The following is a 15,651-nucleotide window of genomic DNA, read 5'->3' as shown; positions in this document are numbered from 1 at the left end:
GACCAGCACCTCACGCCCCGCAAAGGACCCCGCATGACCATCCGCGTCCTGCTCGCCGACGACCAGGCCCTGCTGCGCAGCGCCTTCCGGGTGCTGGTCGACTCCGAGCCCGACATGGAGGTCGTCGGGGAGGCCTCCGACGGCGCGGAGGCGGTGCGGCTGGCCAAGGAGGAGCGGGCGGACGTCGTGCTGATGGACATCCGGATGCCGGGCACGGACGGTCTCGCGGCCACCCGGATGATCAGCACCGATCCCACCCTCGCGCATGTCCGGATCGTCATCCTGACCACCTTCGAGGTCGACGACTACGTGGTGCAGTCCCTGCGCGCCGGCGCCTCCGGCTTCCTCGGCAAGGGCAGCGAACCGGACGAACTGCTCAGCGCCATCCGGGTCGCGGCCGGTGGCGAGGCCCTGCTCTCCCCGGCCGCCACCAAGGGCCTGATCGCCCGCTTCCTCGCCCAGGGGGACGGCGACGACGGCCGCGACCCCGCCCGCACCGAGCGACTGGACGCCCTGACCGTGCGCGAGCGGGAGGTCCTGGTCCAGGTCGCCGGCGGCCATTCGAACGACGAGATCGCCGAGCGGCTGGAGGTCAGCCCGCTCACCGTGAAGACGCACGTCAACCGGGCGATGGCGAAACTGGGCGCACGTGACCGGGCCCAGCTGGTCGTCATCGCGTACGAGTCCGGGCTGGTACGTCCGAGGGTGGAGTGAGCGCTACCCGCCCGTACCGCGGTCGCGGGCCTCGACCATGTCACCGACGTCACCAGCGACCTCTCGCGGAGCGTGCCGCGCATCTCGGTCAGGGCCAACTCCAAGGCCGCGGCGGCCAAGGCGGGCCTGGACGACACCGAGTGCGACGTCGTCATCAAGTCGCCCGAGCCGGCGGTGACGTCGGACCAGCTGAAGAACCTCCGGCTGGGCCCGGTGAGGCTGGGTGACATCGCCACCGTGAAGGTGGTCGACGGCCCGGTGTCGATGACCCGTGTCGACGGTCAGCGCGCCGCCACCATCACGGCGAAGCCGACGGGCGACGACACGGGCGCCGTCAGCACGAAACTCCAGTCGAAGATCGACGCCCTGAAGCTCCCGGCGGGCACCACGGCCGAGATCGGCGGGGTCACCTCCGACCAGGACAGCGCGTTCAAGAACCTGGGCCTGGCGATGCCGGCGGCGATCGCGATCGTGCTGATCGACCTGATCAACCAGTACCTGCTGCGCCCGATCCTCATGACCGCTCTGGCGACCATCTTCGCCCTGCTCCCGATGGCCCTGGGCGTCACCGGAGAGGGCGGCTTCATCGCCCAGCCGCCGGCGGTCGTGGTCATCGGCGGACTGATCACCTCGACCCTTGGCGGCGAGGACGGGCACGCCGGCACCGGAGCCGTAGCCGGAGCCCGCGGGCGTGTGACGGACCGGGCCGCCGTGATGTCGCGGTTATGTATCTTGTGGCTCGAACTGCTTTACGGAGAAGGGGATTCCGGCGGTGCCACTGCACAAGGACGACCCGAAGTCGGTCGGCGGGTACAAGCTGGTCGACCGGCTCGGCTCCGGAGGCATGGGCGTCGTCTACTGGGGCAGATCGCGCTCGGGTCGTGACGTCGCCGTCAAGGTGGTCCACGCCCAGTACGCGGAGGACGAGGTCTTCCGCGCCCGCTTCCGGCTGGAGATCGAGTCCGTCCGCAAGGTCAGCGGCGCCTTCACCGCCCCCGTGGTGGACGCCGACCCGGAGGCGGTACGGCCCTGGATGGCGACCCAGTACGTGCCGGGCAGCTCCCTCGCCGACCGGATCCGCGACCACGGAGCCCTCAAGGGCACCGAACTTCGGCGGCTCGCCCTGGGGTTGGTGGAGGCGCTGCGGGACATCCACCGGGCCGGAGTCGTGCACCGGGACCTCAAGCCCGCCAACGTCCTGATGGCCGAGGACGGCCCCCGTGTCATCGACTTCGGCATCTCCCGCGCGGCCGAGAACCACACGACCCTGACCGAGACCGGCCAGATGATCGGCACCCCGCCCTTCATGTCCCCGGAACAGTTCACCGACGCCCGCAAGGTCGGCCCGGCCTCGGACGTCTTCTCGCTCGGCGCGCTGCTGGCCTTCTCCGCCACCGGACGCGGGCCCTTCGACACCGACAGCCCCTATATGACGGCCTTCCGGGTCGTCCACGAGTCACCCGAACTGAAGGGCGTGGCGCAGCCGTTGCGCGGGGTCCTGGAGCGCTGTCTGTCCAAGGAGCCCGCGGACCGTCCCGAACTGGACGAACTGGCCCAGGAGTTGGCGGATGTCCTGCCCGAGCCTGGCCCGGCCGACCTGGCCACCGTGACACTCCGCCGTGAGGGGCTGCGAGCCGTCGAGGAGACCTTCTCCGGCGCCGGCCCGGCGGCGGTGACAAGGCTCCCGCGGCCCCGCCGCCGAATCCGCCGGGTCCGTCCGCTCCTGGTGACGGCCGGCACGGTGGGCGCGCTCACCCTGGGTCTGCTCTGGTACCTGCGGTTCGGCCCCGGCTTCGCGGACTCGCCGGGGACGGCGAGCTCCTCGACCGCCTCCAGATGGTCGGCCGTGCCCGCCGGCTGGCAGTCCTGGCGGACGACGATGATGGAGACGGCACAGCGGGGCGAGGTCAACGCCCTGGCGAAGCACGACACAAGCGCGGGCGGCGCCACCTGCCGGCAGTACGAGAACGCGGTCTACTGCGCGGGCAACAACGTCCTCCCGGTCCGTCTGGACGGCCGCACCGGCGCCACCGTCTGGCGCTCCGCCCTGGCGACCTCCGCCGAGGGCACGGACTCGGCGCGGGACGACTTCGAGCTCCTCGGGGTGCGGGACGACGCGATGCTCCTCCAGCACTACGTCTACGGGGCCGGCGGGGGCACGAAGGTCAGCATCGTCGCCCTCGACACCGAAAGCGGCGAGCAGTTGTGGTCCCGCCCGCGCAACAACGTGACCGTCGACCAGATCGTCTCCGGCGACCTGGTCCTGACGACCGACACCAGCGGGAAACTCGTGACGGCCCGTTCCCCGCGCACCGGCGCCGACCACTGGACCACCCAGCTGCCCGCCGGCTACTACTGCCAGTTCACGACCGAGGGCTCCCGCCTGTACGCGCACTGCTTCCCGGGCGACGAGTCCAAGGAGGCCCTGCTCCTGGAGCTGGACAGGGCCGACGGATCGGTGCTCCGGCGCCTCAGGACCCCGTACACGAGCAGCCTGCTCGGCACGGTGGGCGGCCGGCTGGCCTTCGTGGTCGGTGGCGACACCGGTCCGGCGCGCCCCGAGGACCTGACGTTCGGCGAGATCTGGCTGCTCGACCCGGACACCGGCGCCGCCACCACGACAAAGCTGACCAAGACCTACGACGGCTCGGTACGGCTGGCCGCCGGCACCCTGTGGATCGCCGGGGCCAACGGCCGGGCGACCGCCGTGTCCCCGCTGACCGGCGAACCGCTGTGGCAGACCCGGACCGGCGTCGAGGGCTCGGGCCGGCCCCTGTACGACGCCCGTACCCACACCCTCTATCTGGCCGGCGCCAGCGGCCGGGTCGCGGCGCTCGACACCCGCGAGGGCAGGCCGCTGTGGGAGACGGGCGCCCGGGCGGACCGGCTCGACGACGGCGACGTGACCAAGTCCCAGGTGCTGCTGTACGGCGGCGCGCTGGTGGTGAGCACCCCGGACGGCACGGTCTTCAGCCTGGACCCCGCGCACCCCGAGCGGACGTCCGCATCGGGGTGACGGCGGGACCCGCCATGGCTACGGCAGCGCCAGCATCCGCTCCAGCGCCAGCTTCGCGAACGCCTCGGTCTCCTTGTCGACCTCGATCCGGTTGACCAGCTTGCCCTCGGCCAGGGACTCCAGGGTCCAGACGAGGTGGGGGAGGTCGATGCGGTTCATGGTCGAGCAGAAGCAGACCGTCCGGTCGAGGAAGACGATCTCCTTGCCCTCGGGGGCGAAACGGTTCGCGAGGCGGCGGACCAGGTTCAGCTCGGTGCCGATGGCCCACTTGGAACCGGCCGGGGCCGCCTCCAGCGCCTTGATGATGTACTCCGTCGAGCCGACCTGGTCCGCCGCCGCGACGACCTCGTGCTTGCACTCGGGGTGCACGAGGACGTTCACGCCCGGGATCCGCGCCCGCACGTCCTCGACCGACTCCAGGCTGAAGCGGCCGTGCACCGAGCAGTGGCCGCGCCACAGGATCATCTTCGCGGCCCGCAGCTGGTCGGTGGTCAGACCGCCGTTCGGCTTGTGCGGGTTGTAGACGACGCAGTCCTCCAGCGTCATCCCCATCTCCCGCACCGCGGTGTTGCGGCCCAGGTGCTGGTCCGGGAGGAACAGCACCTTCGTCGAACCGGGCTCGCCCTGCTCGAAGGCCCACTCCAGCGCCCGCCGGGCGTTGGAGGAGGTGCAGATGGTGCCGCCGTGTTTGCCCGTGAACGCCTTGATGTCCGCGGACGAGTTCATGTACGAGACCGGCACGACCTGCTCGGCTATGCCGGCCTCGGTCAGGACGTCCCAGCACTCGGCGACCTGCTCGGCCGTGGCCATGTCGGCCATGGAGCACCCGGCGGCGAGGTCGGGCAGGACGACCTTCTGGTCGTCGCCTGTCAGGATGTCCGCCGACTCGGCCATGAAGTGCACACCGCAGAAGACGATGTACTCGGCCTCCGGGCGGGCCGCCGCGTCCCGGGCCAGCTTGAAGGAGTCGCCCGTGACGTCCGCGAACTGGATGACCTCGTCGCGCTGGTAGTGGTGGCCGAGCACGAAGACCTTGTCGCCGAGCTTCTCCTTGGCCGCGCGGGCGCGGGCCACCAGGTCGGGGTCGGAGGGGGACGGCAGGTCGCCGGGGCACTCGACGCCCCGCTCGCTCTTCGGGTCGGCCTCACGGCCGAGCAGCAGCAGGGCGAGCGGAGTCGGCTGTACGTCGAGCTCCGTGGTCTGGGCGGTGGTCACGACACGCACCCTTTCTACTTTTCGTCGATCTGACGTTATCTATCATAACCCGGTTCACGTCACTTTGACGATGGTCATCGCGTCGATGTGACATGAATCCCGGTGCGGCATTTTCGGCTGCCTGCCACGTGTGCGAGCATGAAGAAGACGCCGGAAATCCGGCGCCCGGCCCGGAATGAATCCGCGGCCTTGCCGGTTGCACCAGTCGGCAAGCAGTCTCCGTACAACCCGGGAGAGATGTAGATGTCCGTATCGGACGAGACCGGCACCGTCACCGACGGCATCATCCTGTCCGACGCCGCCGCGGCGAAGGTCAAGGCCCTGCTCGACCAGGAAGGCCGTGACGACCTGGCCCTGCGCGTCGCCGTTCAGCCCGGCGGCTGCTCCGGCCTGCGTTACCAGCTCTTCTTCGACGAGCGTTCCCTCGACGGGGACGTGGTCAAGGACTTCGGCGGCGTCAAGGTCGTCACCGACCGTATGAGCGCCCCGTACCTGGGCGGCGCGTCCATCGACTTCGTGGACACCATCGAGAAGCAGGGCTTCACGATCGACAACCCGAACGCGACGGGCTCCTGCGCCTGCGGTGACTCCTTCAGCTGAATCGCGTACCTCGCGCTGAAGGCACCACGCGCTGAAGGCGCCACGGCACACATGCCGAAGGCGGCGGCCCCCTCCGACAGGGCCGCCGCCTTCGCGTGTTTCCGGGCTACCGCACCCCGGCCGTCGACCGCGGCAGCCGCGCACCCGGCTTCACCAGCGGAATCTCCTTGCCGTCCGAGCCCACGACCGTGCGGTCGCCGAGCGGCGAGTCCAGCTGGAGGGTCCTCGTCATCTCCTTGGCGATCATGATGCAGACCTTGCCCTTCCAGGGTGTCTCGGTCACCGTCACGGTCACCTTGTCGGCGCTCTCGCTCGCCGTGGCGTCGTAGTCGCCGCACACCCCGCCCGTGAAGGCCACCGTCAACTCCTTGCCGTCGGCGGTGTAGCCGTCCACCTTGACGTCGTGCGTCTTCGGCGCCGAGGTCGGCTCGTCGCCCGGAGTGCTGGGCGACGAGCCGCTGGGGGCGACGGCGGAGGTGGTCAGGTACTTCGGGTCGATCGCCGGATACGTCGCCGTGAAGGTGTCCCGCGCGCCCGCAGCCCGTACCTCGAACAGCCAGGACGGCACCAGGGCCGGCTGTCCGCCGGACACGGTGTGCGAGGCCAGCCCGAACACCGCCTTCTCGACGGTGACCGTGTTCCCGGCCGGAGCCGTGGACGCCGTCGGGGCCGAGGTCCCCTGCCCGCACGGCTCCTCGAAACGGTCCTTCAGCGGTACGGGGCTGGCGCAGCCGCCGATGCCCATGCGGTGGTCGGTCGTGGGCGCCGCGTTCAGCAGGGCCAGCGTCTTCTCCGCGCCGAGCACGGGGTAGCTGTCCCCCTTCACCGGCGCCTTCAACTGGCCGCTGCCGCCGACCACTTCACCCTTCGCGCCGACGGTGAGCCCGGTGGTCCAGCCGTGGGTGGGCAGCCCGCCCACGACCGGGTCGGCGTCGACCGCCCGCTGGGCCCCGATGACCTGACTCGCGTCGACCTTCGCGTCATCCTGACCGACCGCCTTCAGGATCGGCGCCGCCGCCTTCTTCGCGACCGCCTCGCTCACCGTGGCGCCGGCCGGGTTCGCCGGGTCCTTGGCGCAGACGATGACGCTCTGACAGGCGTCGGTCCCGGCGGCGTACCGATGGAAGGTCCAGGTGCCGGGCGCCTGCCTGTTCACCACCAGGCTCGGCCCCGAACCGTCCTTGCTCGGCCCGACCTGCCAGGCCTGCCCCTTCTCCACCGGCGCCCCGTCGAGCCCCAGTGCCTTCGCCAGCCGGGCCACCTCGTCCCGGGTGACCTCGCCGGACGCGCGGTACACGGGCGCCGAGTCCGGCCCGTCGGGCAGGCCGCCGTCGGCCTTGTAGGTCACGCCGTACGGGTTGGGCTCCCCGGGCGCGATCCCGTTCGACCCGCTCTGGCTGTAACCGTCGAGGGAGAGCGCCGGGGGAGTGGTGCCACCACCGGAGGCCCCGGCTCCCGTACCCCCACCGGAACCGCCGGAGGCCGACGCCGCGAGATACGCCCCTCCACCGCCGACGAGCAGAACGGCGGCGGCGACGGAGGCGATGAGAACAGGCGACCGACGACGCCCCACACCGGAATGCCCGACCGCGGGGTCGGGAGTGGCATCGGGAACGGGGTCAAGCGCGGTGGCGGGAACGGGGTCGGGGTCGGGGGTGAGAGCGGCGCCGGGGACGGGGTCGGGAGTGGCGTCGGGAGCGGAACCGGGAGTGGCGTCGGGAACATCGCCGGCGACTTCTTCCTCCGCACCGACCGGCCCACCGCCGCTCGCCCCGCCCGCGCCGTTCCCCGCCTTGGCGTCCGAAACCCCGGACGCGGCGGACTCAGCTGCGGCGGCCTCAGGAGCGGGGGGCTCTGAAGCAGGGGGTTCAGCGGCGGCCTCAAGAGGGGCGGCCTCAAGAGGGGCGGTCTCGGAAGTTGAGGCCTCAGCGGTGGCGGCCTCAGGAGCGGCGGGCTCTGAAGCCGTAGCCTCATCGGTAGCGGCCTCAACAGCGGCAGCCTCGGAAGCCCGAGGCTCATCGGCGGGGGTCTCAGCGGCCGCAGGCTCAGAAACCCCGGGCTCAGAATCCCCGACCCCGGAATCCCCGACCCCAGAAACCCCGGGCACAACAGAGGTCTCGGGAGCAGTCGCTGCCGCAGAATCCTCCGCCGCTGCCCCAGCAGCCCCCGACCTCCGCTCCTCCGGCACGGGTGTCTCCGTCTCGCCCTCCGTGACGTCCGGGGAACCGGCATCCCGCTTCTCCAGGGCGCCCTGCTCCTCGGCATCCTTGTCGGGTCGCTCCGTAGTCACCGCATCGCTCCTTCACGTGCTGTCCCATGACCCTGACCCGGCCCTGTCAATTCGGCCTGCAAAGGGTCGTATCGCGCATCCCCTTTACGGGGGACGGCGATGGGACGCAGCGGGGGAGCGCGCGGTTCCCTGGAACGCGCCGATCCGGACTACCGACGCCCCTTCCCTCAGTCCCCGTAGTCCGACATCGCGTCCAGCAGCCGGGCCGACTTCGACGGCACGGTCACACCGTGGATCAGCGACGGCGAGACCGGACGCGCCGCGACCCGGTCGGGAGCGGCCCAGTGGGGCACCATCCGGGCGCAGTCGCCCCACAGCGACGCCATGTCGCCTTCGAGGTCGACCGGGGCCGGTGCATGGACCTTGAGGTTCGTCATAACGGAACCGTATGCACGCACCCGCCCGCCGAGAAAGATCTACTATCGGGTAGTTTTGGCCGCTTCAGTGACACACAGCCACCGCTTCAGCGCTCCGCCGCGACCGGGTAGCGTGAACTGTCAATCCGTCTTCTCCCCTCAGGAGAATCCCACCGTGCGCATCGCAGTCACCGGCTCCATCGCCACCGACCACCTCATGACCTTCCCCGGCCGCTTCGCCGACCAGCTGGTCGCGGACCAGTTGCACACGGTCTCGCTCTCCTTCCTGGTCGACAACCTCGACGTACGCCGGGGCGGCGTCGGCGCCAACATCGCCTTCGGCATGGGCCAGCTCGGCACGACCCCGATCCTGGTCGGCGCGGCCGGCTTCGACTTCGACGAGTACCGGGCCTGGCTGGAGCGGCACGGCGTCGACACCGACTCGGTCCGTATCTCGGAGACCCTGCACACGGCCCGTTTCGTGTGCACCACCGACGCCGACCACAACCAGATCGGCTCCTTCTACACGGGCGCGATGAGCGAGGCCCGGCAGATCGAGCTCAAGACGGTCGCCGACCGGGTGGGCGGCCTCGACCTGGTGCTGATCGGCGCCGACGACCCCGAGGCGATGCTCCGCCACACCGAGGAGTGCCGGTCCCGGTCCATCCCCTTCGCCGCCGACTTCTCCCAGCAGATCGCCCGGATGAACGGCGACGAGATCCGGATACTGCTGGACGGGGCGACGTACCTCTTCTCCAACGAGTACGAGAAGGGGCTCATCGAGTCCAAGACGGGCTGGTCCGACGCGGAGATCCTGGCGAAGGTCGGGCACCGGGTGACGACGCTCGGCTCGAAGGGCGTACGCATCGAGAAGGCAGGCGAGGGGGCCATCGAGGTCGGCTGCGCCGAGGAGGAGCGCAAGGCCGACCCCACCGGTGTCGGCGACGCGTTCCGCGCCGGCTTCCTGTCCGGCCTCGCGTGGGGCGTGTCCCTGGAGCGCGCCGCCCAGGTCGGCTGCATGCTGGCCACCCTCGTCATCGAGACGGTCGGCACCCAGGAGTACCAGCTCAGGCGCGCCCACTTCATGGACCGTTTCACCAAGGCCTACGGCCACGACGCGGCGGCCGAGGTCCGGACGCACCTGGCGTGAGGCACTAGGAGACGCGGCGGACCACGTACACACGACCGTGGTCCGCCGGCTCCTCGCCCACGTACTCCTGCCCGCGCATCGCGCACCACGCGGGGATGTCCAGGCGGGCCGCCTCGTCGTCGGCCAGCACGCGCACGGTGCCGCCCACCGGCACGTCCCCGATGACCTTCGCCAACTCGATGACGGGCAGCGGACACAGCTTGCCGAGGGCGTCCACGACCAGCGCCCCCTCCTCCCGCACCGTCACCGGCACCGGCGCCCCCAGCTTCTCCCGCACCGCCGCCACGGCCCGGGGCAGCACCTCAAGGAACCGCTCCACGTCCTCCTCGGCCGCGCCCGACGGCAGCGACACCCGCACATTCCCCTCACTCAGCACACCCATCGCCTTCAGCACATGGCTGGGCGTCAGCGTGCTGCTGGTGCAGGACGACCCGGACGAGACGGAGAAGCCCTCCCGGTCCAGCTCGTGCAGCAAGGTCTCCCCGTCGACATAGAGACAGGAGAAGGTGACGATCCCCGGCAGCCGCCGCCCGGGATCGCCCACGACCTCCACGTCCGGAACCAGCCGGGGCACCCGGGCCCGGATCCGCTCCGTCAGCTCCCGCAGCCGTACCGCCTCTTGTGCCGCCTCGGCCCGCACGGCCCGCAGCGAGGCCGCCGCCGCGACGATGCCGGGCAGGTTCTCGAACCCGGCCGCCCGCCCCGACTCCCGCTCGTCGGCGGGCCCCTGGGGTGAGAACCGGACACCTTTTCGTACGGCGAGCAGTCCGACGCCGGCGGGTCCGCCCCATTTGTGCGCGCTCGCGGCGAGCAGCGACCAGGGACCCCCGACCGGCCCCCAGCCGAGCGACTGCGCCGCGTCCACCAGCAGCGGCACCCCGGCGGCCCGGCACTCCTCGGCCACCTCCGCCACCGGCTGCTCGGTGCCCACCTCGTGGTTGGCCGACTGCAGACACGCCAGCGCGGTGTCCTGCCGGAGCGCGGCGGCGTACTCCGAAGGATCCACCGCCCCCGATCGGCCCACCGCCACCTGGGTGACCGTCCCGCCCCCGGCCTCGTGCGCGTCAGCGGCATGCAGCACCGAGGAATGTTCGACGGCCGACACGATCAGGTGACGCCCGACCCGCCGCCGCCCGCCCAACACGCCCGCCACTCCGGTGTGTACGGCCGCCGTCCCGGAAGCGGTGAAGCTGAGTTCGTCGGCCCGGCACCCGACGGCTTCGGCGGCCGTCTCCCGCGCGGCGTCCAGCAGCAACCGGGCCCGTCGCCCTTCCCTGTACAGACGGGCGGGGTCGGCCCATCCCTCGTCCAAGGAGGCCAACAGCGCCTGACGAGCCACGGGATGCAGAGGGGCACTGGAAGCGGCGTCGAAGTAGGACACACGCCAACGCTAACCCCCGGGGGCGCGGGGCTGTGACATCAGTGGCTCCGCCGCAGGGCGCGACCAGCCACAACGCACCCCCGGCCGCCAATTCAGCGAACCCCCCACCCAGTAGGCACCCCTCCCGCTGAACCCTCGGAGAGCGTCGGCTAGGGTTTGGTCCGCATAAACATCCAAACCCCTGCCCGACGCAGGGCGGCGACCGACCACCGAAGAAGGCAGGCCGCAGCCATCCGCGCGGGCGAGACTCTCGGGAAGGCGCTACGTGAGTCCCAACGGCTCCGACCGCTCGCCGCGGCGCCCGATGCGGCGGAAGCTGCTGCAGGCAATGACCGCGGGCCTGGTCCTGGCGACCGCCACCGGTTGCACATACAAGGACTTCCCCCGCCTTGGTATGCCCACCCCGACCACGGAAGAGGCTCCGCGGATCCTCTCCCTGTGGCAGGGCTCCTGGGCAGCCGCGCTCGCCACCGGCGTGCTGGTGTGGGGCCTGATCCTGTGGAGTGCTTTCTTCCACCGGCGCAGCCGCACAAAGGTCGAAGTTCCTCCGCAGACCCGGTACAACATGCCGATCGAGGCGCTGTACACGGTCGTCCCTCTCGTCATCGTCTCGGTGCTCTTCTACTTCACGGCACGCGACGAGTCGAAGCTCCTCAGCCTCACGGACAAGAAGCCCGACGTGACGGTCAACGTCGTCGGATTCCAGTGGAGCTGGGGCTTCAACTACATCGAGAACGTCCCCGGGGTCACGGGTGACGCGAAGACCGACGAGAACCTGGCCGCGATCCCGGACCGGTTCAAGAACGCCTTCCCGGCGAACGCCGGTGGCGTCTACGACGTCGGCACGCCCGGCACCCGGAACCCGCAGACGAACAACCCGGGTCCGACGCTGTGGCTGCCCAAGGGCGAGACGGTCCGCTTCGTCCTCACCTCTCGTGACGTCATCCACTCCTTCTGGGTGGTGCCGTTCCTGATGAAGATGGACGTCATCCCGGGCCACACGAACTCCTTCCAGGTGACCCCCAACAAGGAGGGCACCTTCCTGGGCAAGTGCGCCGAGCTCTGCGGCGTCGACCACTCCCGGATGCTGTTCAACGTGAAGGTCGTCTCCCCCGAGCGCTACCAGCAGCACCTCAAGGACCTCGCCAAGAAGGGGCAGACCGGTTACATTCCCGCCGGCATCGCGCAGACGAGCCACGAGAAGAACCGGGAGACGAACAACCTGTGAGCATCCTCAACGAACCCCAGGGTGCCGCGGCAGCTGAGGGGCACTACTCAGACGAGCTGCCGGTCCGGCGCAAGCAGCCCGGCAACGTGGTCATCAAGTGGCTCACCACCACCGACCACAAGACGATCGGAACGCTCTACCTCGTCACGTCGTTCGCGTTCTTCCTGATCGGTGGCGTGATGGCGCTGCTGATGCGCGCCGAACTGGCCCGGCCTGGTCTGCAGATCATGTCGAACGAGCAGTTCAACCAGGCGTTCACGATGCACGGCACGATCATGCTGCTGATGTTCGCGACGCCGCTGTTCGCCGGCTTCACGAACTGGATCATGCCGCTGCAGATCGGCGCCCCGGACGTGGCCTTCCCCCGGCTGAACATGTTCGCCTACTGGCTGTACCTGTTCGGCTCGACCATCGCCGTGGGCGGCTTCCTGACCCCGCAGGGCGCGGCCGACTTCGGCTGGTTCGCCTACTCCCCGCTGTCGGACGCGGTCCGCTCCCCGGGCATCGGCGCCGACATGTGGATCATGGGTCTGGCCTTCTCCGGCTTCGGCACCATCCTCGGCGCGGTCAACTTCATCACCACGATCATCTGCATGCGCGCGCCCGGCATGACCATGTTCCGCATGCCGATCTTCGTGTGGAACGTGCTGCTGACCGCGGTGCTCGTCCTGCTCGCCTTCCCCGTCCTGGCCGCCGCGCTGTTCGCGCTGGAGGCGGATCGGAAATTCGGGGCACACGTCTTCGACTCGGCCAACGGCGGAGCGTTGCTGTGGCAACACCTCTTCTGGTTCTTCGGCCATCCAGAGGTGTACATCATCGCCCTGCCGTTCTTCGGCATCATCAGTGAGGTCATCCCGGTCTTCTCCCGCAAGCCGATGTTCGGCTACATGGGCCTGATCGGCGCGACCATCGCCATCGCCGGCCTCTCGGTGACCGTGTGGGCGCACCACATGTACGTCACCGGCGGTGTGCTGCTGCCGTTCTTCTCCTTCATGACGTTCCTCATCGCCGTACCCACCGGCGTGAAGTTCTTCAACTGGATCGGCACCATGTGGAAGGGGTCACTGAGTTTCGAGACCCCGATGCTCTGGGCGACCGGCTTCCTCATCACCTTCACCTTCGGTGGTCTGACCGGCGTCATCCTGGCCTCGCCGCCGATGGACTTCCACGTCTCCGACTCGTACTTCGTGGTGGCGCACTTCCACTACGTCGTCTTCGGCACCGTCGTCTTCGCGATGTTCTCCGGCTTCCACTTCTGGTGGCCGAAGATGACCGGCAAGATGCTCGACGAGCGCCTCGGCAAGATCACGTTCTGGACGCTGTTCATCGGCTTCCACACCACGTTCCTCGTCCAGCACTGGCTGGGTGCCGAGGGCATGCCGCGTCGTTACGCCGACTACCTGGCGGCCGACGGCTTCACCGCGCTGAACACGGTCTCCACGATCGGCTCGTTCCTGCTCGGCATGTCGATCCTGCCGTTCCTCTACAACGTGTGGAAGACCGCCAAGTACGGCAAGCCCGTCGGTGTCGACGACCCGTGGGGCTACGGCCGTTCGCTCGAGTGGGCGACGTCCTGCCCGCCGCCGCGGCACAACTTCCTCACCCTGCCGCGGATCCGCAGTGAATCCCCGGCGTTCGACCTGCACCACCCTGAGATCGCCGCTCTCGACCAGCTCGAGAACGCGCCTCACGGTGAGAAGGCTCTGGCTGGTGGCAAGGAGGCCGGCAAGTGAAGGTTCAGGGCAAGATGTTCATGTGGCTGAGCGTCTTCGTCCTCGCCATGGCGGTGGTCTATGGCGTGTGGTCGAAGGAGCCGGCCGGTACCACGGCGCTCTTCCTGGCCTTCGGTCTGTGCATCATGGTCGGCTTCTACCTGGGCTTCACGGCCCGGCGGGTCGACGCGGGTGCCATGGACAACAAGGAGGCCGACGTCGCGGACGAGGCCGGCGAGGTCGGGTTCTTCAGCCCGCACAGCTGGCAGCCGCTCGCCCTCGGCATCGGTGGCGCGCTCGCCTTCCTGGCGATCGCGATCGGCTGGTGGCTGCTCTACTTCTCGGCCCCGATCATCATGATCGGCCTGTACGGCTGGGTCTTCGAGTACTACCGCGGTGAGAACCGCACCCAGTAGCACGACAGAAGCGCCAAAAGGGCCCGGACACTCCGTCAGGAGCGTCCGGGCTCCTGCTTTTGCCGCAATGTGTGTCCCTCGTACGTGTCACCCAGCGCGCCGCGATTGACTCCGCTCCCTAGCGTCGAAGTCATGAACCACACCGTGTCCTTTCGCGGCGCCAGAGCCGGTGTCGAGGAGGCGACCGTGCTCGACCCTTCGGGCCTCCGCGCGCTCGCCTCCTCGACACCGGCGCGCCTACGCACCCGCACCGTCGTCAGCTGCACGCTGCTGGTGATCGCCCTCGGCGCGGGCGGCACCGCTTGCAGCGGCGGCGGCAACCCGCTGACCGCCAAGCCGTACGACGCCTCGGACCAGATCTCGTTCAACGGTCCCAAGGGCGACCACAAGCAGGCCGACCCGGACAAGCCGCTGGAGGTCACCGTCAACGACGACGGCCGCATCACGGACGTCACCGCCGAGGACGCCACAGGCCGCTATGTGACGGGCGAACTCTCCGCCGACGGCTCCCGCTGGCACAGCACCTCCCCGCTGGCCGCCAACGCCCACTACACGCTCCGTGTGAGCACCGAGGACGAGGACGGCGCGCCCGGCCGCAAGGTGCTCACGCTCGACACCAGCAAGCCCACCACCAAGAAGCGGCTGAAAGTCACCTTCGGCCCGGACTCGGGCGACTACGGCGTCGGCCAGCCCGTCACGGCCCAACTCGACCAGCCGATCAAGGACAAGGCACAGCGCGCCATAGTCGAACGGGCCCTGCGCGTCGACTCCGTACCGGCCGTCGACGGCGCCTGGCACTGGGTCGACGACAAGGAGCTCCACTACCGGCCGAAGGACTACTGGCCGGCCCACGCCACCGTCACGGTGCACAGCGACCTCGACGGCGTGAAGATCGGCGACCGGCTCTGGGGCGACCGGTCCAAGTCGCTCAAGCTGAACATCGGCGACCGCGTCATCGCCGTCACCGACGCCTCGGCGCACTCCCTGACGTTCTACAAGAACGACGAGGACATCAACGAGATCCCGGTCACCACCGGCAAGCCCGGCTTCGAGACCCGCAACGGCGTCAAGGTGGTGCTGGAGAAGCAACAGTACGTACGTATGCGCGGGACCACGGTCGGTATCGCCGAGGGCTCCGCGGACTCGTACGACCTCCCCGTCTACTACGCCACCCGCGTCACCTGGAGCGGCGAGTACGTCCATGCCGCGCCCTGGTCGGTCGGCTCACAGGGCTACGAGAACGTCTCCCACGGCTGCACCGGCATGAGCACCGCCAACGCCGAGTGGTTCTTCGAACACATCCACCAGGGCGACGTCGTCAAGGTCATCAACTCCAACGGCGACACCATGGAGGACTTCGGCAACGGCTTCGGCGACTGGAACATGGCCTGGAAGACCTGGCGCAAGGGCAGCGCCCTGGTGGGCGGGACACCTGACGCGCCCCGCCCCGAGGACACGGCAAGACTGCGCCCACAATCGGTGTGACAACGCTGGGGCGTGTTGCGAAAGTCCCGCCTGCCGCTCGACGCCTGGCACGCACTCTCGCCGCACCGGGCGAAAACCCACGTACAAC

The 15,651-nt window shown here is 69.7% G+C and carries 13 protein-coding genes; 9 read left to right on the top strand and 4 right to left on the bottom strand.

The features are described from left to right. Window positions 1–33 precede the first annotated feature (33 nt). The 3 genes from ABZT17_RS26300 to ABZT17_RS26290 all read left to right on the top strand — a co-directional run bounded on the left by ABZT17_RS26300 (window position 34) and on the right by ABZT17_RS26290 (window position 3,730). The gene (locus ABZT17_RS26300) at window positions 34–714 is read left to right on the top strand and encodes a response regulator transcription factor (protein WP_356352054.1); all 681 of its coding nucleotides are present in this window, start codon (window positions 34–36) and stop codon (window positions 712–714) included. A 72-nt stretch (window positions 715–786) separates the two neighbouring features. Next, window positions 787–1,599 (top strand): efflux RND transporter permease subunit, encoded by an 813-nt coding sequence (locus ABZT17_RS26295; protein ID WP_356352053.1) that lies wholly within the window; start codon window positions 787–789, stop codon window positions 1,597–1,599. Beyond that, a complete protein-coding gene (locus ABZT17_RS26290; RefSeq protein WP_356352052.1) occupies window positions 1,487–3,730 on the top strand; it encodes a protein kinase in 2,244 nt (747 codons plus the stop codon). The genes ABZT17_RS26295 and ABZT17_RS26290 overlap by 113 nt, the downstream gene beginning before the upstream one ends. Before the next feature lie 18 nt (window positions 3,731–3,748). Here the strand turns inward: ABZT17_RS26290 and nadA are convergent, their stop codons facing one another. Continuing rightward, on the bottom strand, window positions 3,749–4,945 hold the full coding sequence (gene nadA, locus ABZT17_RS26285) for a quinolinate synthase NadA (RefSeq protein ID WP_356352051.1): 1,197 nt from the start codon (window positions 4,943–4,945) through the stop codon (window positions 3,749–3,751). 243 nt (window positions 4,946–5,188) lie between these two features. Here nadA and ABZT17_RS26280 point away from each other — a divergent pair, with 243 nt between their 5' ends. Further along, window positions 5,189–5,545 carry an iron-sulfur cluster assembly accessory protein gene (locus ABZT17_RS26280; RefSeq protein ID WP_020137379.1) on the top strand — a complete coding sequence of 119 codons (357 nt, stop codon included), beginning with the start codon at window positions 5,189–5,191 and terminating at the stop codon, window positions 5,543–5,545. A 106-nt stretch (window positions 5,546–5,651) separates the two neighbouring features. On the opposite strand, the gene ABZT17_RS26275 is transcribed toward ABZT17_RS26280, so the two are convergent. Continuing rightward, on the bottom strand, window positions 5,652–7,118 hold the full coding sequence (locus ABZT17_RS26275) for a hypothetical protein (RefSeq protein ID WP_356352050.1): 1,467 nt from the start codon (window positions 7,116–7,118) through the stop codon (window positions 5,652–5,654). An 884-nt stretch (window positions 7,119–8,002) separates the two neighbouring features. Then, complete coding sequence (locus ABZT17_RS26270; protein ID WP_356352049.1) at window positions 8,003–8,212, bottom strand: hypothetical protein; 210 nt, start codon at window positions 8,210–8,212, stop codon at window positions 8,003–8,005. 154 nt (window positions 8,213–8,366) lie between these two features. Here ABZT17_RS26270 and ABZT17_RS26265 point away from each other — a divergent pair, with 154 nt between their 5' ends. Beyond that, entirely contained in the window at window positions 8,367–9,341 is a 975-nt protein-coding gene (locus ABZT17_RS26265) for a carbohydrate kinase family protein (protein WP_356352048.1), read from the top strand. Window positions 9,342–9,345: 4 nt separating this feature from the next. On the opposite strand, the gene ABZT17_RS26260 is transcribed toward ABZT17_RS26265, so the two are convergent. Continuing rightward, window positions 9,346–10,722, bottom strand: a complete 1,377-nt coding sequence (locus tag ABZT17_RS26260; RefSeq protein WP_356352047.1) for an aminotransferase class V-fold PLP-dependent enzyme — start codon at window positions 10,720–10,722, stop codon at window positions 9,346–9,348. A 265-nt stretch (window positions 10,723–10,987) separates the two neighbouring features. On the opposite strand from ABZT17_RS26260, the gene coxB reads away from it, so the two are divergent. The 4 genes from coxB to ABZT17_RS26240 all read left to right on the top strand — a co-directional run bounded on the left by coxB (window position 10,988) and on the right by ABZT17_RS26240 (window position 15,563). After that, a complete protein-coding gene (gene coxB / locus ABZT17_RS26255) occupies window positions 10,988–11,950 on the top strand; it encodes a cytochrome c oxidase subunit II (RefSeq protein ID WP_356352046.1) in 963 nt (320 codons plus the stop codon). Then, the gene (gene ctaD / locus ABZT17_RS26250) at window positions 11,947–13,683 is read left to right on the top strand and encodes a cytochrome c oxidase subunit I (protein ID WP_356352045.1); all 1,737 of its coding nucleotides are present in this window, start codon (window positions 11,947–11,949) and stop codon (window positions 13,681–13,683) included. Before coxB ends, ctaD begins: the two co-directional genes overlap by 4 nt. Further along, complete coding sequence (locus ABZT17_RS26245) at window positions 13,680–14,078, top strand: cytochrome c oxidase subunit 4 (RefSeq protein WP_356352044.1); 399 nt, start codon at window positions 13,680–13,682, stop codon at window positions 14,076–14,078. The genes ctaD and ABZT17_RS26245 overlap by 4 nt, the downstream gene beginning before the upstream one ends. A 132-nt stretch (window positions 14,079–14,210) precedes the next feature. Next, window positions 14,211–15,563, top strand: a complete 1,353-nt coding sequence (locus ABZT17_RS26240) for an Ig-like domain-containing protein (protein WP_356352043.1) — start codon at window positions 14,211–14,213, stop codon at window positions 15,561–15,563. Window positions 15,564–15,651 lie beyond the last annotated feature (88 nt).

The organism is Streptomyces sp. NPDC005648 (assembly GCF_040605395.1).
In the GTDB taxonomy this organism is placed as follows: domain Bacteria; phylum Actinomycetota; class Actinomycetes; order Streptomycetales; family Streptomycetaceae; genus Streptomyces.
Note: the sequence above shows the minus strand (reverse complement) of the source record. Positions and strands in the feature narration are given on the sequence as shown.